Annotated in this window: 16 protein-coding genes, 5 tRNA genes, 1 pseudogene and 1 riboswitch; of the genes and pseudogenes, 16 read left to right on the top strand and 6 right to left on the bottom strand. The window is 71.2% G+C overall.

The features are described from left to right. Window positions 1–27: 27 nt before the first annotated feature. Window positions 28–3,948, bottom strand: a complete 3,921-nt coding sequence (gene hrpA / locus OG522_RS17925) for an ATP-dependent RNA helicase HrpA (protein WP_329463979.1) — start codon at window positions 3,946–3,948, stop codon at window positions 28–30. A gap of 84 nt (window positions 3,949–4,032) precedes the next feature. Here hrpA and OG522_RS17920 point away from each other — a divergent pair, with 84 nt between their 5' ends. From OG522_RS17920 to OG522_RS17910, 3 genes are all read left to right on the top strand, one after another. Continuing rightward, a complete protein-coding gene (locus OG522_RS17920) occupies window positions 4,033–4,410 on the top strand; it encodes a hypothetical protein (RefSeq protein ID WP_329463978.1) in 378 nt (125 codons plus the stop codon). Window positions 4,411–4,514: 104 nt separating this feature from the next. Next, on the top strand, window positions 4,515–5,360 hold the full coding sequence (locus tag OG522_RS17915; RefSeq protein ID WP_329463977.1) for a DsbA family protein: 846 nt from the start codon (window positions 4,515–4,517) through the stop codon (window positions 5,358–5,360). After that, a complete protein-coding gene (locus OG522_RS17910) occupies window positions 5,357–6,196 on the top strand; it encodes a cytochrome c biogenesis CcdA family protein (protein ID WP_329463976.1) in 840 nt (279 codons plus the stop codon). The genes OG522_RS17915 and OG522_RS17910 overlap by 4 nt, the downstream gene beginning before the upstream one ends. A 110-nt stretch (window positions 6,197–6,306) precedes the next feature. Here OG522_RS17910 and OG522_RS17905 read toward each other — a convergent pair. From OG522_RS17905 to OG522_RS17885, 5 genes and pseudogenes are all read right to left on the bottom strand, one after another. Continuing rightward, window positions 6,307–6,383, bottom strand: a tRNA-Phe gene (locus OG522_RS17905). Between the two features lie 24 nt (window positions 6,384–6,407). Further along, a tRNA-Asp gene (locus OG522_RS17900) sits at window positions 6,408–6,482 on the bottom strand. A 38-nt stretch (window positions 6,483–6,520) separates the two neighbouring features. Then, window positions 6,521–6,593, bottom strand: a tRNA-Glu gene (locus OG522_RS17895). Window positions 6,594–6,685: 92 nt separating this feature from the next. Then, window positions 6,686–8,102 (bottom strand): annotated as a pseudogene (locus OG522_RS17890) (metallophosphoesterase family protein). A gap of 198 nt (window positions 8,103–8,300) precedes the next feature. Next, window positions 8,301–8,651 carry a metallopeptidase family protein gene (locus OG522_RS17885; protein WP_329463975.1) on the bottom strand — a complete coding sequence of 117 codons (351 nt, stop codon included), beginning with the start codon at window positions 8,649–8,651 and terminating at the stop codon, window positions 8,301–8,303. Between the two features lie 221 nt (window positions 8,652–8,872). On the opposite strand from OG522_RS17885, the gene OG522_RS17880 reads away from it, so the two are divergent. The 13 genes from OG522_RS17880 (at window position 8,873) to OG522_RS17820 (ending at window position 25,698) form a co-directional block, all read left to right on the top strand. Continuing rightward, complete coding sequence (locus OG522_RS17880) at window positions 8,873–9,415, top strand: hypothetical protein (protein ID WP_329463974.1); 543 nt, start codon at window positions 8,873–8,875, stop codon at window positions 9,413–9,415. 197 nt (window positions 9,416–9,612) lie between these two features. After that, the gene (locus OG522_RS17875) at window positions 9,613–11,859 is read left to right on the top strand and encodes a DEAD/DEAH box helicase (protein ID WP_329463973.1); all 2,247 of its coding nucleotides are present in this window, start codon (window positions 9,613–9,615) and stop codon (window positions 11,857–11,859) included. Window positions 11,860–12,110: 251 nt separating this feature from the next. Continuing rightward, window positions 12,111–15,125, top strand: coding sequence for an FG-GAP-like repeat-containing protein (locus OG522_RS17870; protein WP_329463972.1), 3,015 nt, complete (start codon window positions 12,111–12,113; stop codon window positions 15,123–15,125). Window positions 15,126–15,216: 91 nt separating this feature from the next. Next, window positions 15,217–16,725 (top strand): amino acid permease, encoded by a 1,509-nt coding sequence (locus OG522_RS17865; RefSeq protein WP_329463971.1) that lies wholly within the window; start codon window positions 15,217–15,219, stop codon window positions 16,723–16,725. A 76-nt stretch (window positions 16,726–16,801) separates the two neighbouring features. Then, window positions 16,802–16,874 (top strand) — tRNA-Lys (locus OG522_RS17860). 491 nt (window positions 16,875–17,365) lie between these two features. Beyond that, a complete protein-coding gene (locus OG522_RS17855; protein WP_329463970.1) occupies window positions 17,366–17,590 on the top strand; it encodes a hypothetical protein in 225 nt (74 codons plus the stop codon). A gap of 271 nt (window positions 17,591–17,861) precedes the next feature. Further along, window positions 17,862–18,611 (top strand): maleylpyruvate isomerase family mycothiol-dependent enzyme, encoded by a 750-nt coding sequence (locus tag OG522_RS17850; RefSeq protein WP_329463969.1) that lies wholly within the window; start codon window positions 17,862–17,864, stop codon window positions 18,609–18,611. A 261-nt stretch (window positions 18,612–18,872) separates the two neighbouring features. Then, on the top strand, window positions 18,873–20,141 hold the full coding sequence (locus OG522_RS17845; RefSeq protein WP_329463968.1) for a hypothetical protein: 1,269 nt from the start codon (window positions 18,873–18,875) through the stop codon (window positions 20,139–20,141). 305 nt (window positions 20,142–20,446) lie between these two features. Beyond that, window positions 20,447–20,520 (top strand) — tRNA-Met (locus tag OG522_RS17840). Between the two features lie 153 nt (window positions 20,521–20,673). Continuing rightward, entirely contained in the window at window positions 20,674–21,432 is a 759-nt protein-coding gene (locus OG522_RS17835; RefSeq protein WP_329463966.1) for a MerR family transcriptional regulator, read from the top strand. Between the two features lie 598 nt (window positions 21,433–22,030). Further along, the gene (locus OG522_RS17830) at window positions 22,031–23,152 is read left to right on the top strand and encodes a PP2C family protein-serine/threonine phosphatase (protein ID WP_329463965.1); all 1,122 of its coding nucleotides are present in this window, start codon (window positions 22,031–22,033) and stop codon (window positions 23,150–23,152) included. Between the two features lie 252 nt (window positions 23,153–23,404). Then, window positions 23,405–23,543: riboswitch (cyclic di-AMP (ydaO/yuaA leader) on the top strand. 11 nt (window positions 23,544–23,554) lie between these two features. Next, window positions 23,555–24,625, top strand: coding sequence for a M23 family metallopeptidase (locus OG522_RS17825; protein WP_329463964.1), 1,071 nt, complete (start codon window positions 23,555–23,557; stop codon window positions 24,623–24,625). A 128-nt stretch (window positions 24,626–24,753) separates the two neighbouring features. Next, window positions 24,754–25,698 (top strand): aldo/keto reductase, encoded by a 945-nt coding sequence (locus OG522_RS17820; RefSeq protein WP_329463963.1) that lies wholly within the window; start codon window positions 24,754–24,756, stop codon window positions 25,696–25,698. Window positions 25,699–25,710 lie beyond the last annotated feature (12 nt).

Below are 25,710 nucleotides of genomic sequence, written 5' to 3'. Positions count from 1 at the left end.
TCGAACTCACGCAGAGCGATGCCCGCGCTACGGCGCCGCCGCGTCGATCGCCTTCACGATGCGCTTGTCGGAGACCGGGAACGCCGTGCCGAGCGCGTGCGCGAAGTAGCTCACCCGCAGTTCCTCGATCATCCAGCGGATGTCCAGGACCTGCTGCGGCACCGGACGCCCCTGCGGCAGCTGTTCGAGCAGCCACGCGTACTCGTCCTGCATCTCGTGGACCTTCTCCATGCGCGTGGTGTCGCGCTGGACGGCCGTCGGCATCTGCTGGAGCCGGCGGTCCACCGCGACGAGGTAGCGCATCAGGTCGGGTAGCCGGCGCAGCCCCGTCTTCGTCACGAAGCCGGGCGGCACGAGGGCCGCGAGCTGGTTGCGTACGTCCGTCACGTTGCCGACCAGGGTCAGGCTGTTCGTGGCCTTCAGGCGGCGCTCACAGGCCTGCCAGGCGGCCAGGATCTGCTGGACCTGTCCGACCGTGCGCACCGTCGCGTCCACCAGGTCCGCGCGGACCTTGTCGTACAGCTTGCGGAACGATTCCTCGTCCCAGGCCGGGCCCCCGTGGTCCGCGATCAGCTTGTCCGCGGCCGCCGTCGCGCAGTCGTCGAAGAGCGCCTGGATCGAACCGTGCGGATTGCGGGACAGGGCCAGCTTCTGCTGGTTGGTGAGCTTGTCCGAGGCGAACTTGGCGGGGTTCACCGGGATGTTCAGCAGGATCAGCCTCCGGGTGCCGCGCCACATCGCCTGCTGCTGCTCGGCCTCCGTGTCGAAGAGGCGTACGGAGACCGTCTCGCCCGCGTCGACCAGCGCCGGGAAGGCCTTCACCGGCTGGCCCGCCCTGCGGGTTTCGAAGACCTTCGTCAGGGTGCCGATCGTCCAGTCCGTGAGGCCCGAGCGCTCGATGGACTCGCCCGAGGGCCCCGCGGTGGCCCTGGCGGCCTGCGAGAGGGCCTGACGGGCCTTCGGGCGCAGCTGGAGCTTGAGCGCCTCCAGGTCCTTGTCCTCGGCGAGCTTGCGGCGCCGTTCGTCGACGATCCGGAAGGTGATCTTCAGGTGGTCCGGCACCCGGGTGAGGTCGAAGTCGTCGGCCGTGACCGGGACGCCCACCATCCGCTGGAGCTCGCGGGCGAGGGTGACCGGCAGCGGCTCCTGCAACGGCACCGCCCGGTCCAGGAACTTCGACGCGTAGTTCGGCGCCGGGACGTAATGGCGGCGGATCGGCTTGGGGAGGGAACGGATCAGCTCCGTGACGACCTCCTCGCGCAGGCCGGGAATCTGCCAGTCGAAGCCCTCGTCGGTGACCTGGTTCAGGACCTGGAGCGGTATGTGCACGGTCACGCCGTCCGCGTCCGCGCCCGGCTCGAACTGGTAGGTCACCCGGAACTTCAGCGGGCCCTGGCGCCAGGAGTCCGGATAGTCGTCCTTGGTGACCGCCCCGGCCTTCTCGTTGATGAGCATCTCGCGCTCGAAATCGAGGAGTTCGGGCTCGTCGTGCTTCTTGTGCTTCCACCAGGAGTCGAAGTGCGCGCCGGACACGACGTGTTCGGGCACCCGCCGGTCGTAGAAGTCGTACAGCGTCTCGTCGTCCACGAGGATGTCGCGGCGCCGCGCCCGGTGCTCCAGCTCCTCCACCTCGGTGAGGAGTTTGCGGTTGTCGGCGAAGAACTTGTGGTGCGTGCGCCAGTCGCCCTCGACCAGGGCGTTGCGGATGAACAACTCGCGCGAGGCCTCGGGGTCGATGCGGCCGTAGTTCACCTTGCGGTTCGCGACGATCGGCACGCCGTACAGCGTCACGCGCTCGTACGCCATCACCGCGGCCTGGTCCTTCTCCCAGTGCGGCTCGCTGTAGGTGCGCTTGACCAGGTGCTGGGCGAGCGGCTCGATCCACTCGGGCTCGATCTTCGCGTTGACCCGGGCCCACAGGCGCGAGGTCTCCACGAGCTCCGCCGACATCACGAGCTTCGGCTGCTTCTTGAAGAGCGCCGAGCCGGGGAAGATCGCGAACTTCGCGCTGCGGGCGCCCAGGTACTCGTTCTTGTCGGTGTCCTTCAAGCCGATGTGCGAGAGGAGTCCGGCGAGGAGCGAGGTGTGCACCGACTGCTCGGGCGCGTCCTCCTCGTTCAGGTGGATGCCCATGGTCTTGGCGACCGTACGCAGCTGCGAGTAGATGTCCTGCCACTCGCGGATGCGCAGGAAGTTCAGGTACTCCTGCTTGCACATCCGGCGGAACGAGGACGAGCCGCGCTCCTTCTGCTGCTCGCGGACGTACCGCCACAGGTTGAGGAAGGCCAGGAAGTCGCTGGTCTCGTCCTTGAAGCGGGCGTGCTGCTGGTCGGCCTGCGCCTGCTTGTCGGAGGGGCGCTCGCGCGGGTCCTGGATGGAGAGCGCGGCCGCGATGACCATGACCTCGCGTACGCAGCCGTTGCGGTCGGCCTCCAGGACCATGCGGGCCAGGCGCGGGTCGACGGGGAGCTGGCTCAGCTTGCGGCCCTGCTGGGTCAGCCGCTTCTTCGGATCCTTCTCCGTCGGGTCCAACGCGCCCAGTTCCTGTAGGAGTTGGACGCCGTCACGGATGTTGCGGTGGTCCGGCGGGTCGATGAAGGGGAACTTCTCGATGTCGCCGAGGCCGGCCGCGGTCATCTGGAGGATGACGGAGGCCAGGTTCGTACGCAGGATCTCGGCGTCGGTGAACTCCGGCCGGGTGAGGAAGTCGTCCTCGGAGTACAGCCGGATGCAGATGCCGTCGGACGTACGGCCGCAGCGGCCCTTGCGCTGGTTGGCGCTGGCCTGGCTGACCGGCTCGATCGGCAGGCGCTGCACCTTGGTGCGGTGGCTGTAGCGCGAGATGCGGGCGGTGCCGGGGTCGATGACGTACTTGATGCCCGGGACGGTGAGGGAGGTCTCGGCGACGTTCGTGGCGAGCACGATCCGGCGGCCCGAGTGCTGCTGGAAGACGCGGTGCTGCTCGGCGTGGCTCAGGCGTGCGTAGAGGGGGAGCACCTCCGTCGACCGGAGGTTCTTCTTGATCAGCGCGTCCGCCGTGTCGCGGATCTCGCGTTCACCGGAGAGGAAGACCAGGATGTCGCCGGGGCCCGCCGACTGGAGCTCGTCCACGGCGTCGCAGATCGCGGTGATCTGGTCGCGGTCGGAGTCCTCGCTGTCCTCTTCGAGGAGGGGGCGGTAGCGCACCTCGACGGGGTACGTACGCCCGCTGACCTCCACGATGGGCGCGTCGCCGAAGTGGCGCGAGAAGCGCTCCGGGTCGATGGTCGCCGAGGTGATGACGACCTTGAGGTCGGGGCGCCTGGGCAGCAGCTGGGCCAGATAGCCGAGCAGGAAGTCGATGTTGAGGGACCGCTCGTGGGCCTCGTCGATGATGATCGTGTCGTAGGCGCGCAGCTCGCGGTCCGTCTGGATCTCGGCGAGCAGGATGCCGTCCGTCATCAGCTTCACGAAGGTCGCGTCCTGGTTCACCTGGTCGGTGAACCGGACCTTCCAGCCGACCGCCTCGCCCAGCGGGGTGTTCAGCTCCTCGGCGATCCGGTCCGCGACCGTGCGGGCCGCGATCCGGCGGGGCTGGGTGTGCCCGATCATCCCGCGGACACCGCGACCCAGCTCCATGCAGATCTTCGGGATCTGGGTGGTCTTGCCCGAGCCGGTCTCGCCCGCGACGATCACGACCTGGTGGTCGCGTATCGCCTGAAGGATGTCGTCCTTCTTCTGGCTGACCGGGAGCTGCTCGGGGTAGCTGACCTCGGGCACGCGGGCGGACCGCCGGGCGATGCGCTCGGCGGACTTCTGGGCCTCGGCGGCGATCTCGTCGAGCACGGCCTGCCGGGCCTCGGGCTTGCGGATGCGGCGGGCGCCTTCGAGACGGCGGCCCAGACGGTGGGCGTCGCGCAGCGAGGCCCCGTCGAGCAGCGTCTGGAGATCGGCGAAGGAAGTAGACATACCTGATTCAGGATCTCACCCGCCGCGGACGAGTGGCGAACGCATTTCGGTGTCCCTGGGTGAACACCCCGTACCATTTCGGGCATGCCCCGCTCCCGTGCCCCGCGCCGCCGCCTCACCGCGGTGCTGCTGACGGTGTTCGCGGTGTTCGCGGTGGCGCTGTGCGGGCCGGCTGCCGCGACTTCGGCCGCGCCCGGCGGCGTACCCGCGCAGAAGGCGTCGGCGCCCGCGTTCGCCGGCACGTCGGGCACGCCCGGCTGCAAGAAGGGCGGGCAGAACGAGGGGTCCGAGCCCGCCGCGCCGGTCCGGGCGCGCGTCGCCCACGACCAGGCGCCGGTGCTGGAGGACCGCATCGCGCCCGGCGCGCTGTGCGGGCTCTACGCGGCCCACCGCAACCCGCCGGTGCGCGGGCCGACGCTCGTCGCGCCCTCCCCCGTCGAACTCTCGGTGCTCCGGGTCTAGAGGTCCGGTCCGCTCACCCGCGACCGCCCTTTTCCTCCCCGTACGCGTCTTTGCTGCACGCGTCCTTCCTGTACGCGCCCTGCGTACGCACCCGGAGTTCCCGCATGCCCAAGAACACGAAGCCCGCCACGCCCGCGAAGCCCGCGAAGGCTGCCACGTCCGCGAAGCCCGCGAAGGCTGCCACGTCCGCGAAGCCCGCGAAGGCTGCCACGTCCGCCAAGTCCCGCAAGCCCGGCCCGCCGCCCGCCAAGTCCCGCAAGCCGTTCCTGATCGGGGTGGCCGTGGTGGCCGCCGCGGCCGTCCTCGGGATCGCCTCCTACCAGGCGACCAACCCCGGCCCCCGGCCCGCGGTCGGCGACGCCTCCTCCACCGACGCGGCCGCCGACACCCACCCCGAGCTGACGAAGCTGGCCCGCCGTGACGCCAGGGACCCGCTGGCCCAGGGCCGCGCGGACGCCCCCGTCGTGATGATCGAGTACGCCGACTTCAAGTGCTCGTACTGCGGGAAGTTCGCCCGCGACACCGAGCCGCAGTTGGTGAAGAAGTACGTCGACAACGGCACCCTGCGCATCGAGTGGCGCAACTTCCCGATCTTCGGCGCCGAGTCCGAGGCGGCCGCGCGCGGGGCCTGGGCGGCCGGGCAGCAGGGGAGGTTCTGGCAGTTCCACGCGGCGGCGTACGCGCAGGGCTCGAAGGAGAAGGGGTTCGGCGCGGAGCGCGTCAAGGAACTCGCCAAGGAAGCGGGCGTGCCGGACGACGCCCGCTTCGCGGCGGACCTCGACAGCGAGGCCGCCAAGGCGGCGGTGAAGAAGGACCAGGACGAGGCGTACGGCCTGGGCGCCAGCTCCACCCCCTCGTTCCTGATCAACGGCCGTCCGCTGGCGGGCGCCCAGCCGATGGACGAGTTCGCGCAGGCCGTCGAGGCGGCGAAGGCGGCGGCGAAGAAATGACCCCGGACATCGGCTACTTGGCCGCGTTCCTGGGCGGTCTCCTCGCGCTCCTGAGCCCGTGCAGCGCGCTGCTCCTGCCCGCGTTCTTCGCGTACTCGATCTCCAGCCGCACCAAGCTGCTCGCCCGGACCGGCATCTTCTACGCGGGCCTGGCGACCACGCTCGTCCCGCTGGGGGCGGCGGGCTCGTACGCGGGCCGGATCTTCTACGGCCACCGCGACCAGCTCGTGCTCATCGGCGGCTGGCTGATCGTCGCGCTCGGCGTGGCCCAGATCGTGGGCCTGGGCTTCGCGAGCCGCCGCATGACGCAGCTGTCGGGGAAGATCCGCCCCACGACCGCGCTCTCCGTCTACGCCCTCGGCGCGGTCTACGGCCTGGCGGGCTTCTGCGCGGGGCCGATCCTGGGCAGCGTCCTCACCGTGGCGGCGGTGAGCGGCAGCCCGGTCTACGGGGGCCTGCTGCTCGCGGTGTACGCGCTGGGCATGGCGGTGCCGCTCTTCGTCCTGGCGCTGCTCTGGGAACGCTTCGAACTGGGCGGCCGCAAGTGGCTGCGTGGCCGGATCGTGCGGCTGGGCCGCTTCGAACTCCACACCACGTCGCTGCTGTCGGGCCTCTTCTTCATCGCGCTGGGCGCGCTGTTCCTCGCGTACGACGGGGCGACGGCCCTGCCGGGGCTGCTGGACGTCGACGACTCGTACGCGGTGGAGGAGTGGACGAAGGGCATCGGCGACGCGGTCCCGGACTGGGTCTTGCTGATGGTCCTGGCGGCGGTGGCCGCGCTGGTCCTGGGCGTTCGCGGCTGGCGGGGCCGCACCCGCGCGTCGGAGGAAACCTGAGGTGACGGGGCCCGCCCGGGGGAGGGCGGGCCCCGTCCTGGGCTTGGAATACGCCATCCTGGGCTTGGAATACGACGAAAGCCCCGACCGGATCGGTCGGGGCTTTCGGGTGGTGGCTGGGGCCGGGGTCGAACCGGCGACCTATCGCTTTTCAGGCGATCGCTCGTACCAACTGAGCTACCCAGCCACGGTGTTTCACGTGAAACACCAGCGGTCCTGACGGGATTTGAACCCGCGGCCTCCACCTTGACAGGGTGGCGAGCACTCCAAACTGCTCCACAGGACCAAGCTTGCGCGAGACCAAGTCTCGCACAGGATTGTGCGTGCCCCCAACGGGATTCGAACCCGTGCTACCGCCTTGAAAGGGCGGCGTCCTGGGCCACTAGACGATGAGGGCTAATTGGCCCGCCTGGGCGCTTCGCAGCGCGTCGGGGACGTGAGAAGCATATGGGATGCGGGGAGGTATCGCCAAAACGGTTTCCGTGGAGGTCACCGCGGGGTGGGCAGATGGCGGGCGACCTCGGCCGTGGTCAGGCCCAGACCGCCCAGCGTCACCTCGTCCCAGGCCTGGAGACGGCGGGTGGTGCGATCGAGGTACAGGACGGAGGCGCGGACCTTTTCCGGCTCCTGGTTCTGGAGCGCGCGCAGGCCCCCACCGCCCGTGGATCCCTCCACCTTCAGCCGGGTGCCCTGCTTCATGACCTCCGTCTCGCGGTGGTGGAGGTGCCCGGCGAGGACGAGCGGGACGGTGCCGTCCGTCTCGCGCCGCGGCCGGCTCGTGGGTGACCGCGATGTCGGCGGGGGTGCCGGCCCGGCTCTGGGCGCGCAGGGCGGCGGCGAGCCGGCTCCCGGCCGCACGTTCGGCCCCGTCGGGGTCGGTGTCCGCCGTCGAGCGGTCCGGGGTGAACTCGGGATCCCCCATCCCGGCGATGCGTACGCCCGCGATCGTGACGGCCTGCCCGTCGTCCAGGACGTGCGCGTTCCGCAGCCCCGCGACATAGCGCTGGGTGGCCGCCGAGTCGTGGTTGCCGCGCACCCAGACGTACGGGGCGCCGAGGTCGGGGATCGCGTCGAGGAAGCGGTTCTCGGCGGTGCTGCCGTGGTCCATGGTGTCGCCGGAGTCGATGATCACGTCGATCCGGTACTGGGTGACCAGCGAGGTGATGATGTGCCAGGCGGCCGGGTTCAGATGGATGTCGGAAACGTGCAGCACGCGCAGGGTGGCCGGGTCCGGCTGGTAGGCGGGGAGGGTGGAGGCGACGTCGTACAGCTTGGTGACGTTGGTCACCAGCTTCGCCAACTCCTGCTGGTAGACGCCGAATTCGGTCACGATCGAGCGGGCGTCGCCGACGACCTGCGGGGCCGAGGTGAGCAGCCCCGAGTACTTCGGTTCGAGTACGGACTGCGGGTTCCAGGTGGCGTACGCGCTCAGGCCGCAGGCGCCGAGCAGGGTGAGGGCGAGTCCGCCGGCGGCCAGCGCGCGGCGCGGGCGGCGGTAGACGGCGAGGCCGAGCGCGGTGGCGCCGGAGACAACCGCGACGCACGAGCGCAGCGCCACGTCCCGGGTGCCCTGCCCGACGTCGCGGGTGATCTCCTGCTGGAGCCCCGAAATCCGCTCCGGGTGGCTGACCAGCGCCTGGGCGCGCTCCGGGTCCAGCCGGTCGACGTCGACGTCCAGCCGGAGCGGCGCGAGGTGCGAGCGCAGTTCGAGGGCGCCCAGCGGAGAGACGTTGATCTTGGTGCCGCCGGTGAGCGAGGGCCGCAGCGTCATGGTGGTGTCCATGGGGCCCACGGGGGTGCGTACGTTGCCGACGACCAGCAGTCCCAGCCAGGCGCCGATCAGGACGACGCAGCACAGTCCCGCTGCCCGTGCCAGCGCCTGGCGGGTCGCGGACATGGCTCGCATGGGAGCCGTATGCCCCTGCGGGCGCGCCCGTATGCCGCCGGGTGACCGGCAATGGCCGGGTGCTGGAGATGACGTGCGAGGAGTTCGAGGAACTGCTCGGGGAGGCGGAAGTGACGGGGGGTCACGAATCCCGTCGCGTGTCTCTTCGGGGGCTCTTGGGGTGATCGCGTGACCGCCGCCGGGCTCGATCAGCCCTGGTCAGCCCCAGCCCAGCTCGTGGAGGCGGTCGTCCGCGATGCCGAAGTGATGGGCGATCTCGTGGACCACGGTCACGGAAACCTCGTGGACCACGTCCTCGGCCGTCTCGCACATCCGCAGGGTCGGGCCCATGTAGATCGTGATCCGGTCCGGCAAGACGGCCGCGTACCACTCACCTCGGTCGGTGAGCGGGGTCCCCTCGTACAGACCCAGCAGCTCCGGGTCCGACGGATCGGGTTCGTCCTCGACGAATACGGCCACGTTGTCCATGAGCCTGGTCAGCTCTGCCGGGATCTTGTCCAGGGCATCGCTGACCAGCTCTTCGAAGGCGTCGCGCGTCATCTCCAGCACACGGTCCATTGTCCGGGACGCACGCCTGTTCCGGCGGCCCGGAGAACATCAAAAAGCCGGGCAGGCGTGAGACCTGCCGGTCCCGTCGAGACCGGCGGTGGAGTTTGACGTGGCTCGGACGAATGTCGGGGGCAACCCGGGTGCGGGCCGGGCGTGTCCCCGGTGGGGGCGCGGGAGTTGGGAAGTACGACCCCGCCGCTCCCCGTCCCGGAGGTGCCCCCGTGCGCCAGTTGACCACCCCTGTCCGCCTGGCCGAGCTGGCCGTGACTGTCCTGGTGCTCGCGGCGTCGGCGGGCTGCATGAGCGTCAGGGACGACGGGGGCAGGCCGAAGCCCTCGGCCTCGGCCGGGCAGCACGGTGAGGCGGCCAGGTCCGGCGGCGGCAAGGGGGGCGAGGCGGCGGGCCGGGCCCACACCGGCAAGCACGAGGCGAAGGCGCCCGGCGGGGCGTCCGGGGCGCCGAGCCCCAGCGGGTCCGCCACGGCGCCGGGCGCGGCCGCGCCGCCGGCCGGTGCCCCGCCGAAGCCGGGCGTGCCCGCCCCGGCCAAGCCCTCGCGGGGCGGTCCCTCGCAGCCGCCCTCCGTGCCCAGCCACCCGGCCCCGAGCCCGCCGCCCTCCCCGTCGGCTCCGGCGCCGCCGCCGGTGACCGCGGACCCCTCGCCGTCCACGACCCCGGGAGCCGACACCCACAACAGCGCGCTGCGCCGCAGCAGGGTCGAGATGGATCAGGAGCCGACCGCATCACCGCAGGTGGGACCGGTTTAGGCGGACTCGGTTTGCCTTAAGGGGGTGGGGGTGCGTATGGTAGTAGATCGTTTGATCCCATTGCCCGGCGCCGACACAGAAGAGCGCCGTGTGGCGCGTACTCTCCCTAGCCGTGGCTGACCGCATCGAGGCGGTCGAATTGCGAATCACGGAGTTGACGGGCGCGTGCCGAGACTCCGGAAGGTTTCGCATTTCGCATGTCCATTTCCAGCACTGATCACTCCGTCCTGCCCGAGAACGAGAACAACGAGACCCGTGAGAACGACGTCGTCGAGGCCGTAGCGGCCTCCGACGTCATCGAGGTCGTCGAGATCGTCGAGTCCGAGGCGGACGAGAACACCGAGCCCACCGTCACCTTCGCGGACCTCGGTCTGCCCGAGGGCGTCGTGCGCAAGCTCGCCCAGAACGGGGTGACCTCCCCCTTCCCGATCCAGGCCGCGACCATCCCGGACGCCCTGGCCGGCAAGGACATCCTCGGCCGTGGCCGTACCGGTTCCGGCAAGACCCTCTCCTTCGGTCTGCCGACCCTGGCCCAGCTGGCCGGCGGCCACACCGAGAAGAAGAAGCCCCGCGCGATCATCCTCACGCCGACGCGTGAGCTCGCGATGCAGGTCGCGGACGCCCTCCAGCCGTACGGCGACGTGCTCGGCCTGAAGATGAAGGTCGTCTGCGGCGGCACCTCGATGAGCAACCAGATCTACGCCCTGGAGCGCGGCGTCGACATCCTCGTCGCCACCCCGGGCCGTCTGCGCGACCTCATCAACCGCGGCGCCTGCTCGCTCGCCAACGTCCAGGTCGCCGTCCTCGACGAGGCCGACCAGATGTCCGACCTGGGCTTCCTGCCCGAGGTCACCGAGCTGCTCGACCAGATCCCCGGCGGCGGCCAGCGCATGCTCTTCTCCGCCACCATGGAGAACGAGATCAGCACGCTGGTCAAGCGCTACCTGACGAACCCCGTCACGCACGAGGTCGACAGCGCGCAGGGCAACGTCTCGACCATGACCCACCACGTCCTCGTCGTGAAGCCGAAGGACAAGGCGCCGGTCACGGCCGCGATCGCCGCCCGCAAGGGCCGCACGATCATCTTCGTCCGCACCCAGCTGGGCGCGGACCGCATCGCCGAGCAGCTGTGCGAGTCGGGCGTGAAGGCCGACGCGCTGCACGGCGGCATGACCCAGGGCGCGCGTACCCGAGTCCTTGAGGACTTCAAGAAGGGTTACGTCAACGCGCTCGTCGCCACCGACGTCGCCGCGCGCGGCATCCACGTCGACGGCATCGACCTGGTCCTCAACGTGGACCCGGCCGGTGACCACAAGGACTACCTGCACCGTTCGGGCCGTACCGCCCGCGCCGGCAAGTCCGGTGTCGTCGTGTCGCTGTCCCTGCCGCACCAGCGCCGCCAGATCTTCCGGCTGATGGAGGACGCGGGCGTCGACGCCTCGCGCCACATCATCCAGAGCGCCGGCGCCTTCGACCCCGAGGTCGCCGAGATCACCGGCGCCCGTTCGCTGACCGAGGTCCAGGCCGACTCGGCGAACAACGCCGCCAAGCAGGCCGAGCGCGAGGTCGCCGAGCTCACCCAGCAGCTGGAGCGCTCGACGCGCCGGGCCGCCGAGCTCCGCGAGGAGGCCGACCGCCTGGTGGCGCGTGCCGCCCGCGAGCGCGGTGAGGACGCCGAGGGCGTGGCGGCCGCGGTCGCCGAGGTCGCCGCCGAGGCCGAGGCCGAGGTCGCGGCTGCTGCCGCCGCCGCGGTTCCGGCTCAGCCGGAGGCCCGCGAGTCCCGCGACGACCGTGGCTTCCAGCGCCGCGACGACCGGGGCAACTTCGACCGCCGTGACAACCGTGGCGGCGACCGTGGCGACCGCGGCGGTTTCCAGCGCCGTGACGACCGCGGTGGCGAGCGCGGTGGCTTCAACCGTGACCGTCGTGACGAGCGTCCCTCGGGCGGTTTCCGCCGTGACGACCGTCCCTCGGGCGGTTTCCAGCGTCGTGACGAGCGTCCCTCCGGCGGCTTCCGCCGTGACGACCGTCCCTCCGGTGGTTTCCAGCGCCGTGACGACCGTCCCTCGGGCGGCTTCCGTCGCGACGACCGCCCCTCCGGTGGTTTCAACCGTGACGACCGCGGTGGCGACCGTGGCGGCTTCCGCCGCGACGACCGTCCCTCGGGCGGTTTCAACCGTGACGACCGCGGTGGCGAGCGCGGTGGCTTCAACCGCGACCGCCGTGACGAGCGCCCCTCGGGCGGCTTCAACCGCGGTGGCAGCGACCGCCCGTTCAACCGCGACCGTCGTGACGACCGTCCCGCCGGCGGTGGCTTCCGCTCCGGCGGACACGACCGCCCGTACGGCCGTCGTGACGACCACCGCGGTGGCTCCAACACCGGCACGAACACCGGCTCCTTCGGTCGCCGCGACGACAAGCCCCGCTGGAAGCGCAACGGCTGAGGCACTGCCTGACGCCGCCGCCTGACGGCTCGACAGGGCCCGCACGACACCTCATCGGTGTGGTGCGGGCCCTGTTCGCGTATCCGTGGTGGCGGCAACTGAACGGGTTCGAAACCGCGCGCCGCTTCCTGTGAGTCTGCTGTTAGGGTCAAAGCGCTTGATCTGGGGGGTTATGGGAAGCCGGGGGGCTTCATCCTGCACACCGCGTTCGCCGTGTCCTCCCCTGCCTTGAAGGGTTACGGGAGAGCCACTTGAGACGTCACACCATGTTCCGCGGCGCTGTCGCGGCAGCCGCCGCCCTCGGCATCACCGCGGTCGTCGTACCACTCACCACGCAGGCGGCGGTCGCGGCCGACGCGCCGGCCGGACTGACCATCCCCGCCGAGCAGCGGCCCGACCAGAACGCGGTCGTCCTGAACGGCGCGGGAGACACCGGATACCTGTCCGGCTGGGTGCACGACGGTTTCAACTGGACGACGTACGCCGACGGAGTCACCAAGCCGCTGCCGATGCCCGCGGGCATGGAGGTGGCCTACGGGACGGGGACGGACACCGTCACCTTCAGGAGCCGTGACGGACGCAGCGTCACGCAGCGCAACATGAAGGACGGCTCGGAGCGGACCTGGACGCTGCCCGTGGGCCAGGAGTTCTTCTCGGTCTTCGGCGACACCGTGGTGACCTCGCAGAAGGACTGGAGTACGACCACGCTCCACGCGCTGACCTGGAGGAACGGCAGCGTGAACGACCGGCCGACCGCCGTGTTCGGCGACTACGTCAACGAACTGGCGTCGAACGGGGACGGCCTGTTCGCCATCACCCACTACAGCGGGTTCACCTGGGTGTACTGGCTGGACGCGTCGGGCAGCCGCCTCACCAAGCTGGCCGAGGTCGACCGCACCGAGGTGAGCGGCGGTCACGTCACCCAGTGGGCGCCCGACGGCCGGGTGAAGGTCTGGGACATGGCGGCGCTCGACAAGCCCGCCGCCCACGAGTTCACGGTCTCCGGCGACGACGACGCGCGGCTGCTCGGCACGGTCGGCGACCACGTGCTGATCGCCCGGCGCATCTCCGCGGACGGCGGTACGTACTACTCCTCCCTCAACTACCGCATCGTCGCCGTCCCGTTCGGCGGCGGCCCCGAGCGCCAGGTCCTGGAGCGCGCCACCGCGATGCCGCGGTTCACGGCGGACGGCACGATGCTGATCGGCCGGGCCGAGGGCGGCAGGAAGGGCGTCGTCGCGGTCCGGGCCCCGGGCGCCGACGGCTCCTTCTCCGTGACCGAGGTCGCGAACGCGCCGCTGGTGCGGACCGCCGGCCTCGGGATGTCCCTCGCGCAGGGGCGCCTGAGCACGCTCGACCATGTACTGGGCGACGGTGAGCGGCCCGCCCGGCTGCGCGGCATCGACCTCACGGTCACCGGCGCTCCCGCGGCGGGTGAGCGGGTGGACCGGGGCGGCGACGAGAAGGCCTTCCCCAACGGCTGCGCCGACGACAGCTGCCCCCAGCTCCAGCCCACCGGCGACGGGCGACTGGTGTACCGGGCGGCCGACGGCCTGCGGGTGGTCGACGAGGGTGCGTCGCTGCCGGGCCGGACCGTCCTGGACGGTCCGCTGTTCCGGCGCAGCGATCCGTTCCAGGTGTCCGGCCGGTACGTGGCCACCAGGCCGTACGGCGTCGAGGTCAACGACCTCGACACGGGTGAGTACGTCTACCGCGGCCCCGACTCCCAGATGTACTCCGCGTACGCGCTCTACGGTTCCACCCTGTGGGTCGAGAGTGGCACCGGCTCGGTGGACGCCATCGACGTACGCAGCGGCAAGACCCTCAGTACCGCGAAGGTGAGCGACTGCGACCTCACCTCGCTCCAGGCCAATGGCGTCAACATCCTGTGGGAGTGCGGGAGTTCGGCATCGGGGGTGTACGACAGCGCCACCGGGCGCGGCGTCGCGCTGCCCGCGCACCAGGACGCCCGGCTCGGTGACGGCTACGTCGCCTGGCAGCAGGGCGGCGTCCTCAACGTCACGGACGTGCGCGGCGGTTCGGGCACCCGGACGCTCGGCAGCCCGAAGCAGACGGCCGCGGACAAGGGCTGGGCCGTGGACCGCTTCGGCGGGCCCGTCGCCCACGTCGACGCCGAGGACGCCATTCACGTCGTCCCGACCGGCGTCCCCACCTCTGCTCTGAGCGCCATCGACGCGGACACGCCCGCCCGGGGCAACGCCAACTCCGGTTCCTGGAAGCCCCGTTGGTGGCTGAGCAAGCCCGCCGCGTCCTGGCAGCTCACCGTCAAGGACGCTATGGGTGCCACGGTCCGCACCCTGACCGGCGGACAGACCCGCGGTCTGGTGCGGCCCGACTGGGACGGGAAGGCGGATGACGGCCGGTACGCGTCGAACGGCGGCTACGCCTGGACCCTGACCGCCACCCCGGCCGACGGCCAGGGCGCGGCCCTCACCCGGACCGGCACGGTCGGCCTGACCGGCGCGGGCGCCGTCGCGCGGGACTTCGTCGGCGCGGGCGGCCCCGACGGCCGTGCCGACCTCCTCGCGCTGACCCCCTCGGGCCGCTTCGACCTGCGGACCGGACCCGGCGTCGCCACTTCGGCGCAGGCCGTCGGCGAGGGCTGGACCGGCGCGAACGAGATGGCCGCCGCCATCGCCTTCCGGGACGTGAACGGCGACCGGTGCAACGACGTGCTGGTACGCATGGCGACCGGTGAGCTGCGGGCGTACACACCGCCGTGTGGCGCCGCGCTGACGCCCTCGACGGCGTACCAGAGCCTGGGCAAGGGGTGGAACGCCTACGACACGCTGGTGTCGCCCGGGGACGTGGACGGCGACGGCCGCCCGGATCTGGTGGCCCGGACGCCCGGCGGGGATCTGTACGTCTACTCCGACAACGGCGCCCTCGGCTTCAAGGACCCGGTCAAGGCGGGCTGGGGCTGGGGCGGCCTCCTGATCGTGGGCGCGGGCGACCTGACCGGGGACGGCAGGGGCGACCTCCTGACCCGGGACTCCGCCGGTGTCCTGTGGACGTACCCCGGCAACGGCAAGGGCGGCTTCGCCGACCGGATCCGCCTGGGCGGCGGCTGGGGCGGTTTCAACTCCCTGGTCGGCGCGGGCGATCTCGACGGCGACGGCAGGCCCGACCTGCTGGCCCGGGAGAACGGCGGCTCGCTCTGGTTGTACCCGGGTGCCGGGAACGGCGCCTTCGGGGAGCGGAAGCCGCTCGGCGGTGGCTGGAACATGTACAAGTCGCTCTATTAGGCGCCACTTCGGTCCCGCGGACGCTCAGACGCGGTCATTCCATGGCTGACTGATGGCATGTCGGGCCCCCGGTGCGGGCATCACCGGGGGCATGACAACTGACGTCGGCACCACCAGCGAGGGAACACCGGGGTCGGACGAGGAACGCCTGGCACAGCTGGGCTACAAGCAGGTCCTCGCGCGCCGGATGTCGGCGTTCTCCAACTACGCCGTCTCGTTCACGATCATCTCGGTGCTCTCCGGCTGCCTGACGATGTACGCGTACGGCATGAAGACCGGCGGCCCGGCCCTGATCACCTGGGGCTGGGTCGCGGTGGGCCTCATGACGCTCGTCGTCGGCCTCGCGATGGCTGAGATCTGTTCGGCCTACCCCACCTCGGCGGGCCTGTACTTCTGGGCCCACCGTCTGGCCCCGCCGCGCCAGGCCGCCGCGTGGGCGTGGTTCACGGGCTGGTTCAACGTGCTCGGCCAGATCGCCGTGACCGCGGGCGTCGACTTCGGCGCCGCGTCGTTCCTCGGGGCGTACCTGAACCTCCAGTTCGGCTTCGGGGTCACCCCGGCCCGAACGATCCTGCTGTTCGCGGCGATCCTGCTCCTGCACGGCCTCCTGAACACCTTCGGCGTGCGCATCGTCGCGTTCCTCAACGGCGTCAGCGTGTGGTGGCACGTGCTCGGCGTCGCGGTGATCGTGGCCGCGCTCGCGCTGGTCCCCGACCACCACCGCTCCACCTCGTTCGTCTTCACGAAGTTCGTGAACGAAACCGGCTTCACCAACAGCGTGTACGTCGTGCTGATCGGCCTGCTGATGGCGCAGTACACCTTCACCGGGTACGACGCCTCCGCCCACATGACGGAGGAGACCCACGACGCCTCGACGGCGGGCCCGAAGGGCATCGTCCGCGCGATCTGGACGTCCTGGATAGCGGGCCTCGTCCTCCTCCTCGGCTTCACGTACGCGATCGGCGCGTACGACACCCAGCTGAACTCCGACACCGGCGCGCCCCCCGCCCAGATCCTCTTGGACTCACTGGGCGCGACGGGCGGCAAACTGCTCCTGCTGGTGGTGATCGGCGCGCAGCTCTTCTGCGGGATGGCGTCGGTGACCGCCAACTCGCGCATGATCTACGCCTTTTCACGCGACGGCGCGCTGCCCTTCTCCCGGCTCTGGCACACGGTGAGCCCCCGCACCCGCACACCGGTCGCGGCGGTCTGGCTGGCCGCCGGGGCCGCGCTGGTCCTGGGCCTGCCCTACCTGATCAACGTGACGGCGTACGCGGCCGTGACCTCGATCGCGGTGATCGGCCTCTACATCGCCTATGTGATCCCGACCCTGCTGCGCCTGTTCCGTGGAGATTCCTTCGCCCGCGGCCCCTGGCACCTGGGCCGCTGGTCGCGCCCGGTCGGCATCCTGGCGGTGGCCTGGGTGGCGGTCATCACAGTCCTGTTCATGCTGCCGCAGCTCTCCCCGATGACCTGGGAGAACTTCAACTACGCCCCGGTCGCGGTGCTCGCCGTCCTGGGCTTCGCGACGGCCTGGTGGCTGGCCTCGGCCCGCCACTGGTTCCTGCGCCCGACGGCCGACGCGACACCCCGCGCCTGACCCGCGACGGGCCCGGCAACCGATACCCGATCGGCTGCCGGGCGGCGTCCGGCTATGCTCATGGGTGACTCGCCAAGGGCCATTAGCTCAATTGGCAGAGCAGCGGACTTTTAATCCGTTGGTTGTCGGTTCGAGTCCGACATGGCCTACATCGAGTGGGGTCAGGGGTTTACCCCTCTGACCTGCGTCTGAGCGCCCCGGCCGGGGATCATTGGCTGGGGCGCTCCGGCGTTTCGGGGCGATGTTGTGCGACGTCGAGCGTGGCCCCGTGCAAGGAAGGGCGCCGAGTAGCTGATCGGGGCGTGGATCGCGAGGCAGGGCACGGCATGCGGGAGCGGTCGGAGTGCGGCTCGCCATGCTCAACTGGCTGTGGCGATCACGGAGTTGACAGGGCTACGCTCGTCAATGCGAGGCGGGGCCTCGTACGAGGAAGTCGGGCGGGGCGACGGCGACGAGGACCGTCCGAAGAGGCTGTCTGACTGACTGCGCATGATCGGTGGGCGCAAGGGGGCACCGGCCGCGCAGGTGTAGCAACGAGCGCTTTGATGCGTCCAAAGCCTCAGTAAGGCCACATCCATGTGGCCGAGCTGAGGCAACCCTGCCATCGGTCCGGCCACTCTTACGAAAGGGATTGGGACCGGTGAAACTCTCCCCCTTCGCCGCGCAGGTGCTCCTCGTCGTCCTGGCGCTCGTGTCATCCGCCTTCGTTGCCGTGGTCGCCGGCGTATTGAGCTACGCCGCCGGTACGGACATCGCGGGCTCGGTGCTCTACGGCGGTGGCGCTTTCATCCTCTGGATGACGCTCTCCGTCACCGTTCTCACCGCGCTCGGACTCCTCGGCGGAGCCGGTAACAGCAGCCCGTAGGCAGGGTCGGCTGCTGGTGCTGGTGCTGGTGCTGGTGCTGGTGCTGGTGCTGGTGCTGGTGCGGGCTGCCGCGTGCCCGTGACGCGGGCCTCGCTGCCAGGTTGCCCAGGGCGCGATCCGCAGCCGCGGCACCGGCCGGGCGCGGCGCCGTTCGCGGGAAGCACCTGCGGGAAGCACCGTTTCGGGGGCGGGCATCGTCGCGCCGTCAGGTTGCCCGGGGTGCGATCGGCAGCCAGGCCACCAGCCCGGCGGCGTCGTAAAGTACCGGCACGTGACCGACACCACCGGACTCGGACCGGCCGAACTCGCCGTTCTCCTCGATGCCGTTCGCGGGTCCGCCGCGCGGCTCGGTGACACCCTCGACGGGCTCACCGACCAGCAGGCCCGCGAGCCGTCCGCGCTGGCCGGATGGAGTCGTGGGCACGTCCTCACCCATCTCGCCCGCAGCGCCGACGTCTACCGGTGGCTGCTGGCCCTGGCGCGTACCGGCGCCGAGCCCGGACCGCGTGCCGACACTCCCGCGCTGGAGCGCGCGCTGCGCGAGGGGGCCGGGCGCGATGCCGCGACCCTGGTGGCCGACGTGCGGGGCAGCCTGGAGGGCTTGTTCGACGAGGCCGCGGCGATGCCGGGCGGGCGGTGGAACACCCTGGTCGCCGCTCTCGCGGGCTGGCGGCACCCCGCCTGGTTCACCCTCCACCGGGCGCGGCGCGAACTCGAAACCCACCACGTCGATCTGAACCTCGGCCACACCGTCGCCGACTGGCCCGCCGACTACGTCGCCTGGGCCCTCGACGGCACCGTCGCGGCGCTGGCCGTACGCGGCTTCCCCGTCGCCCGCATCGAGGCGACCGACCTCGGCCGGTCCTGGCCGATCGGCCGGGGCGGCCCCACCGCCGCGGGCCCGAGCCGGGACCTCCTCGCCTGGCTCGCCGGCCGCGGTACGGCGGCCGGACTCCACGCGGACCATCCGCTGCCGACCCCGCCGTCCTGGCCGCTTCCCCCGGCCCCCGGCTGGGCCTGACAACGGCCCTCCCTCTGCGTCGACTTACGTTCCTGATCTCTGTTGCGCGTCGGTGACAGAGTGAAGGTTATTTGGGGATCGATGCTGCGCGAAGATGGGCACATCGCAGCAACCGGGGGGATGCAGTACCGGCCAGGCGGCGATCACTTCGCACCACCTCCGGACCGGCCCGGCGCTCTGCCGAGGCTCGTCCGAACTTCTCTCGTCTTCGCCGACTGCCGCCGCGCAGAACGCTCTTGTCGATCCTTGGGGGGATCCGCCATGTCCGCTCGTACCGACCGCTCCTTCCGTCCCGCGGCCGCCGCTGTCGTCGCCGCCGTCGCCGGCACCGTACTGCTGCCGATGTCGGCGCAGGCCGCCACCGCCGGCGACGCCCAGCGCCCGCTGCTCATGGAGATGGGCACCCCGGCGCCGAACGGGCCGCTGACCCGCGGCGGGGCGACCGAGACGTTCGAGCTGACCGTGCGGAACCCGACGGACAAGGCGCAGCCGTTCCACCCGTGGCTGCTCGGCGACGCGGCCGGGGCCAGCCCGGTGCAGAAGGAGGACATCGTCTTCAACGTCGACGCGGTGGACGCGCCGGCGACCAAGTCCTTCGTCGGACACCAGGACGGCGGCTGGCAGGGCCTGTTCTACCCGGCGTCCGGCAAGGGTGTCGGCGATGGCTTCCAGGTCCCGGCGAACGGCAAGCTGACCTGGAAGGTCACCATCGGCCTCGCCGCGAACTACCCCACCAACGACGGTGACTTCACGCTGACGGCGGCCAGCCTCAACGGTGAGGTGGCGCAGAGCCACCAGGCCTCCCGCGTCTTCAAGGCCGACCCGCAGATCAAGACGGGCCACCTCACGACCTGGTTCGAGAAGAAGCCCGGCGCCACCACGGACGCCCCGGGCACCCGCCAGTACCTGGACCTGAAGTACCGGGCCACCGGCGAGGGCGTGTTCAACACCGAGCTCAACACCATCCTGACGCTGTCGTACGCCGGCGCCCAGGTGAACCACCCCGACTTCCGGGTACAGGGGCTGATCGACGGCCGCTGGCAGGACCTGAAGACCGACGGCGCCAACATCACCGTTCCCGCGATCGAGAAGGGCTTCGGCGCCGCGAAGGGCGTACGCACCCTGCCGCTGCGGATCAACCTGGGCCTCAGGACGCAGCTCAAGAGGGTCACCCCGGTCACCGCGGAGGCCCGGGTCTCGCTCGCCTCGGGCAACACCTACCCGTTCGACTTCGCGCAGGCGCGCTTCTCGCTCGGCCCGGTCGAGCAGCCCACCGCGCCCACCGGCAAGCCGTCCGCGAAGCCCTCCGGCACGCCCGCCACGAAGCCCGCCGAGCCGGCCTCGTCCAGCACTCCGGCCGTCACCGCGAACAACGCCGCCCTCAGCACCACCTCGGCCACCGGCAGCCTCGCCCACACCGGCGCCGACTCCCGCACCGGTCTGTACGCCGGTGTCGCCGCCGCCCTCGTCGCCCTCGGCGGAGCGTTCGCCTGGCTGGGCGCGCGCCGTCGCCGCGGTTCGAGCATGTGATCCCTACGCAGTGCGACTCCGAGGGGCCCGGCGCTTCAACTGCCGGTCCCCTCAGGCGTGTTCAGTGCCCCGCGGTTCGGCGAGGCCGGCGGTGGCGGGGGGTTCCGCCGCGGCGATGAGGGCGACCAGGTGGGGGCAGCGCGGGGAAGCGGGACGCCTCGTGCGCGACCGCTGTCACGGATTCGCCCGCCCCTGTCACGGCATTCGTCCGTCCCCGGGGACGCCAGGGCGAGAGGCCGTCGGGAGGGGTGCGCCGTAAATGGTTCGGAGCACCCCTCCGAATGACGTACAGTTGTGTTTACCGACGCGGGGTGGAGCAGCTCGGTAGCTCGCTGGGCTCATAACCCAGAGGTCGCAGGTTCAAATCCTGTCCCCGCTACTGACCGAAGAGGCCCGGCACTTTCGAGTGCCGGGCCTCTTCGCATTCCCGGATGATCCGGAGCGTTCCCGGAACCGGCGCGTTTCCCGATCCGGCGCGTTCCCCGATCCGGTGCTTGACCTTTACGCAACGTCAAGATCTAGCGTGATCGGTGTGAACGGCAAGGAGTGGTCGATCCAGGAGATCGCCAAGAAGGCCGGGACGACGAGCCGCACGCTTCGGCACTACGGAGAGCTCGGCCTGCTCGTTCCGAGCCGGATCGGAAGCAACGGTTACCGCTATTACGGGCAGGACGCCCTGGTCCGCCTCCAGCGGATTCTGCTCCTGAGGGAGCTGGGCCTTTCGCTGCCGGTGATCGGTGAGGTCCTCGAAGGCGAGCGCGATCCGGCCGCCGCGCTGCGGACCCATCTGCACCTCCTCGAACAGGAGCGCGCGCGTATCGCGCGGCAGATCGCCTCGGTGCGGACCACCCTGCGCAAGACCGAGGAAGGGGAAGAACTCATGGCCGAGGAAGTGTTCGACGGCTTCGAGCACACGCGGTACGAGGAGGAGGTGAGCCGTCGCTGGGGTCGGGACGCCTACGAGAAGGGCGACCGCTGGTGGCGCTCGCTCAGCGAGGAGCAGAAGAAGGGATTCCGGGAGGAGCACGAGTACATCGCGCGCGACTGGGGCCGCGCGCACGCGGCCGGCCTGCCCGTCGACGGCGAACAGGCGCAGGACATCGCCCGCCGCCATGTCGTCTGGCTGTCGCACACCCAGACCGCCACCAGGTCGTACGTCGCCGCTCTCGGCCAGATGTACGTCGACGACCCCCGCTTCGGCGCCAACTACGACCAGCACGGCGCGGGCACGGCGGAATTCGTACGGGATGCCCTGAAGGTGTACGCGCAGCGGCACCTCTCGGACGGCTGAGCCGCCCGGCGCGCATGCGGAGGGTAGCTTTGCGTGCGCCATGAGTGAGTGTGCGGTAGTTCCGAGGAGAGGCACGCGGGCACGGACCGCCGTGCTGCTCGCCCTCGTGCTCGGCGTGGTCGGGCTGGGCGGGTGTGACCAGGTGCGGGAGGCTCGTCCCGTGAAGGAGGGTCCCGCGAAGGGTGTGGTGGTGGCTCCGGCTGTGATCGGCCCTGGGCGCGGTTGCCGACTGGGCACCGGTGACTGGTCCGGGCCGCCGTGCGGATCCGACCGGGCGGCCGACCATCGCCACACCAGGGGGAGTTGCGCCCGCGGCCGACCGGGCTCACATCGCTGCCGCCGGCAGTGAACCCAGCTGCGCCCCCGGCGCTCCGGTCGGGCGCGATGCCCGTTGTGGGGGTGCGGCTCTGGTCGGACTCGGTGCCCCTGGGGTTCGGGGCCCGCTTGGGGGGCGGTTGTGAGGGCGCGGCTCTGGCCGGCCCCCGTACCCGGGCCGGGGCCCGGCGCCCGTTGTGACGCGGCGCCTCCCTGCCCGGCCCGGTACCCGCTCGGGTGTGGCGGAGTCGCCTTCGGCGGGGGGACGGGGCAGGCTGGACGGGTGCGGCAGCGAACAGAGGGCGAGAGGCGCCTGGTACGGGCGCTACCCGTACTGCTCATCGTCGTCGGCTTTATCTTCGACGCCTCGACGCCGCCCGAACTGACCGCCGCCGCCCTGTTCGCGGGCGCCCCGTTGATCGCCGCCCCGTTCTACTCGGGCCGCGCGACCGCCGCCATCGGGGCGGGCTCGCTGGTCGCGGTCGTCGGGCTCTGGTTCATACAGGACCTCCCCAACCTTGGCGAAGGCGCCAGCGAGCTGTTCACCGTGCTCACGGTGGGCGGCCTGGCGCTCGTCATCAACCGCATCCTGCGCCGCAGCGACGAACAACTGGCGTCCGCCCGCGTCATCGCGGAGACCGCGCAGCGCGCCGTGCTGCCCACGCCCGCCTCCCGCATCGGCGGCCTCCACGTCGCCGCGCGGTACGAGGCGGCGCAGGCCGACGCCTTCATCGGCGGGGACCTGTTCGCCGTGCAGGACACCCCCCACGGGGTGCGGCTGATCGTCGGGGACGTACGGGGAAAGGGGCTCCAGGCGGTGGAGGCCGTCGCCGTGGTGATCGGCGCCTTCCGCGAGGCTGCCGAACAGGAGTCCTCCCTGGAGGCGGTGGCCCGGCGGCTGGAGCGGGCGCTGGCCCGCGAGGGCACCCGGCGTGACCGGCTCGACGCGTTCGAGGGGTTCACCACCGCGCTGCTCGGCGAGATCCCGCGCGGCGACGGCACCGTACGCCTGGTGAACCGGGGGCACCCCGAGCCGTTGATGCTGCACGCGGACGGGGCCCTTGACGTGCTCGTCCCGGCGGAACCCGCGCTGCCGCTCGGCATGGCGGACCTGGGGGTGTGGCCGGACCGGTCCGACGAACGGTCGTTCCCGGCGGGGTCGACGCTGCTGTTCTATACGGACGGCCTGTCCGAGGCGCGCGACGCCGAAGGCGTCTTCTACGACCCCCGCGCCCGGCTGCTCGGAGCGATCTTCCCCGGTCCGGACGAGGTTCTGGACGCGCTCGTGGACGACGTACGGCGCTACACCGGCGGGGGCACCAACGACGACATGGCGCTGCTCGCGGTGAACCGGCCCATCGAGGGCCAGCCCGACCGGCGCCGCACCGTCAGGATCGTGAAATGAGTGCGGCGAGAGCCGGTCACCGTGGGTGCCCGTGGGGTATCCCTCCGCATAACATTTGACACACCGTCAGGAATGCCGGGTGACGCGAGCCGCGCTGAATCGCCGTCAACTCGCCCGGTTTGACCCGGCTGTGGGTACTAAGTCCAGGCCGCGGCCGTTAACGATCAGTGAGAACGGCTTGGAATCCGGACCGGGTGTCTATTAACGTTCGATAACGCAGCGCGGTCGGCCCAGCCGCCGCAACGGCGGCACCGCGCGCATGCGCCGAATCCCGCAAGGGAACCGGGGAACCACCAACTTGGGGTGAATCGGGCGCCTTCGCGGGCGCTCGTAGGAGACCTTCCTGCTCCGAACCCGTCAGCTAACCCGGTAGGCGAGAAGGAAGGAAAGGAGCGCGCCCTCGTGGCGTCCAACGAGCCTGCCCTCGACACCCCGATTTCTCCCGATTCCCTGTACGGCGATGCGCCGGACCAGAGCGAGACGTGGGAGGAGTGGGACCCGACCGCGGAGTCCATACGCCCGGTACGCGGCCGGCACCGGGTGGCCAAGCAGCGCGGCGGACTCGCACGCAGCTCCACCGTGCTCGGCGTCGGCGTCATCGCCGCGGTCGGCGCGGGCGGCATGGCCACCGCGCAGACCAAGCCGCCGGTCTCCATCTCGCTGCCCGACTCGCTCACCAAGAACCTGCCGGACCTCGGGTCGCTGCCCGGCGTCGGCGAGCTCGTCTCGCACGACGCCCCGAGCACCCCGAAGACCGAGGCGGCGCGGGCCGACCAGAAGATCGCGGCCTCCCCGCTGACCATGACCGGGCTCTCCACCGCCGAGGCCGAGCAGGGCGCCACCGACGCCGGTGAGGCGCTGCGCGCCCGCATCCTCCAGCAGGCCGAGCAGCAGAAGGCGGGCGCCGTGGCCGAGGCCAAGGCCGCCGCCCAGAAGGCCGCCGCGGAAAAGGCGGCCGCGGAGGCCAAGGCCAAGCAGGACGCGGCGGCGGCCAAGGCCGCGGCGGACAAGAAGGCGGCGGCGGAGGCCGCGGCGAAGAAGGCCGAAGAGGAGCGGCTGGCCAAGCTGGCCGCCAGCTACTCGCTGCCGGTCGGCTCGTACACGATCACCTCCACGTTCGGCGAGGCCGGCTCGATGTGGGCCTCGGGCCACCACACCGGCCTCGACTTCGCGGCCCCGACGGGCACGCCGATCAAGGCGGTTCACTCCGGGACGGTCAAGTCGGCGGCCTGGGCTGGTGCGTACGGCTACCGCACGGTGATCACGCTCGACGACGGCAGCGAGCTCTGGTTCTGCCACCAGTCGTCGATCGCGGTCAGCGCGGGGCAGAAGGTGGCGACCGGGGACGTCATCGGGCGGGTCGGCGCGACCGGCAACGTCACGGGGCCGCACCTCCACCTGGAGGTCCACACCCCGGACGGCACGGGCATCGACCCGATGACATGGCTCCAGTCCAAGGGCCTCAATCCCTGATCCGTGCGGGGTTGGGAATCCAAAGGGTCTCAATCCCTGACCGTGCGGGGTTGGGAATCCAAAGAGCCTCAACTCCTGATCCGTGCGGGGTTCGGAATACCGCACGGCGCACGGGAGTTGATCAACCCATGACTTCTCTCCGTGCGCTAGGCAGTTCCGACCTCTCCGTCTTCCCGCTCGCCCTCGGCGGCAACGTCTTCGGCTGGACGGCCGACGAGGACCAGTCGTTCGCCGTGCTCGACGCCTACACCTCGGGCGGCGGCAACTTCATCGACACCGCCGACGCCTACTCGTACTGGGCCCCCGGCCTGTCCGGCGGCGAATCCGAGACGATCATCGGGAAGTGGACGGCGGCCCGCGGCAACCGGGACGACGTGGTGATCGCCACCAAGGTCGGCGCCCACCCCGAGTACAAGGGGCTGTCCGCAAGCACCATCAAGGCGGCCGCCGAGGAGTCGCTGCGCCGCCTCGGCACCGACCACATCGACCTGTACTACACGCACTACGACGACCCCACCGTGTCCGTCGAGGAGATCATCACCGCCCTCGACCAGCTGGTCCGGGACGGCAAGGTCCGCGCGATCGCCGCCTCCAACATCACCCCGGCGCGGCTCCAGGAGTTCCTGGACTTCTCCGACCGCGAGGGCCTCGCCAAGTACGTGGCACTCCAGCCGCACTACAACCTGGTCTCCCGCGACACCTACGAGGGCGCCCTCCAGGAGACCGCGTCCCGCGCGGGCCTGGCCGCCGTCCCCTACTACGCGCTGGCGTCCGGCTTCCTCACCGGCAAGTACCGGCCGGGCCAGCGGGTGGACAGCGCCCGCGCCGAGGGCGCGGGCAAGCACCTTCAGACCGAGCGGGGCCGCAAGGTGCTCGCCGCGCTCGACAGGATCGCGCAGGAGCGCGGCGCCGAGATCGCCACCGTCGCACTGGCCTGGCTGGCCGCCCGGCCCACCGTCGCCGCCCCCATCGCCTCGGCCCGTACGGTCGAGCAGCTGCCCGCGCTGCTCGCGGTCGCCGACCTTGAGCTCACCGACGCCGAGGTCTCGGCGCTGACGGTCGCCTCCGCGTAGGCGTGGGTCCGA

Source organism: Streptomyces sp. NBC_01431 (genome assembly GCF_036231355.1).
GTDB lineage: Bacteria > Actinomycetota > Actinomycetes > Streptomycetales > Streptomycetaceae > Streptomyces.
Note: the sequence above shows the minus strand (reverse complement) of the source record. Positions and strands in the feature narration are given on the sequence as shown.

Excerpts from the sequence above, each read along its gene's own strand:
- hrpA (WP_329463979.1), bottom strand. The coding sequence starts at position 3,948 with ATGTCTACTTCCTTCGCCGATCTCCAGACGCTGCTCGACGGGGCCTCG.
- OG522_RS17920 (WP_329463978.1), top strand. The coding sequence starts at position 4,033 with ATGCCCCGCTCCCGTGCCCCGCGCCGCCGCCTCACCGCGGTGCTGCTG.
- OG522_RS17915 (WP_329463977.1), top strand. The coding sequence starts at position 4,515 with ATGCCCAAGAACACGAAGCCCGCCACGCCCGCGAAGCCCGCGAAGGCT.
- OG522_RS17910 (WP_329463976.1), top strand. The coding sequence starts at position 5,357 with ATGACCCCGGACATCGGCTACTTGGCCGCGTTCCTGGGCGGTCTCCTC.
- OG522_RS17875 (WP_329463973.1), top strand. The coding sequence starts at position 9,613 with ATGTCCATTTCCAGCACTGATCACTCCGTCCTGCCCGAGAACGAGAAC.
- OG522_RS17865 (WP_329463971.1), top strand. The coding sequence starts at position 15,217 with ATGACAACTGACGTCGGCACCACCAGCGAGGGAACACCGGGGTCGGAC.
- OG522_RS17845 (WP_329463968.1), top strand. The coding sequence starts at position 18,873 with ATGTCCGCTCGTACCGACCGCTCCTTCCGTCCCGCGGCCGCCGCTGTC.
- OG522_RS17820 (WP_329463963.1), top strand. The coding sequence starts at position 24,754 with ATGACTTCTCTCCGTGCGCTAGGCAGTTCCGACCTCTCCGTCTTCCCG.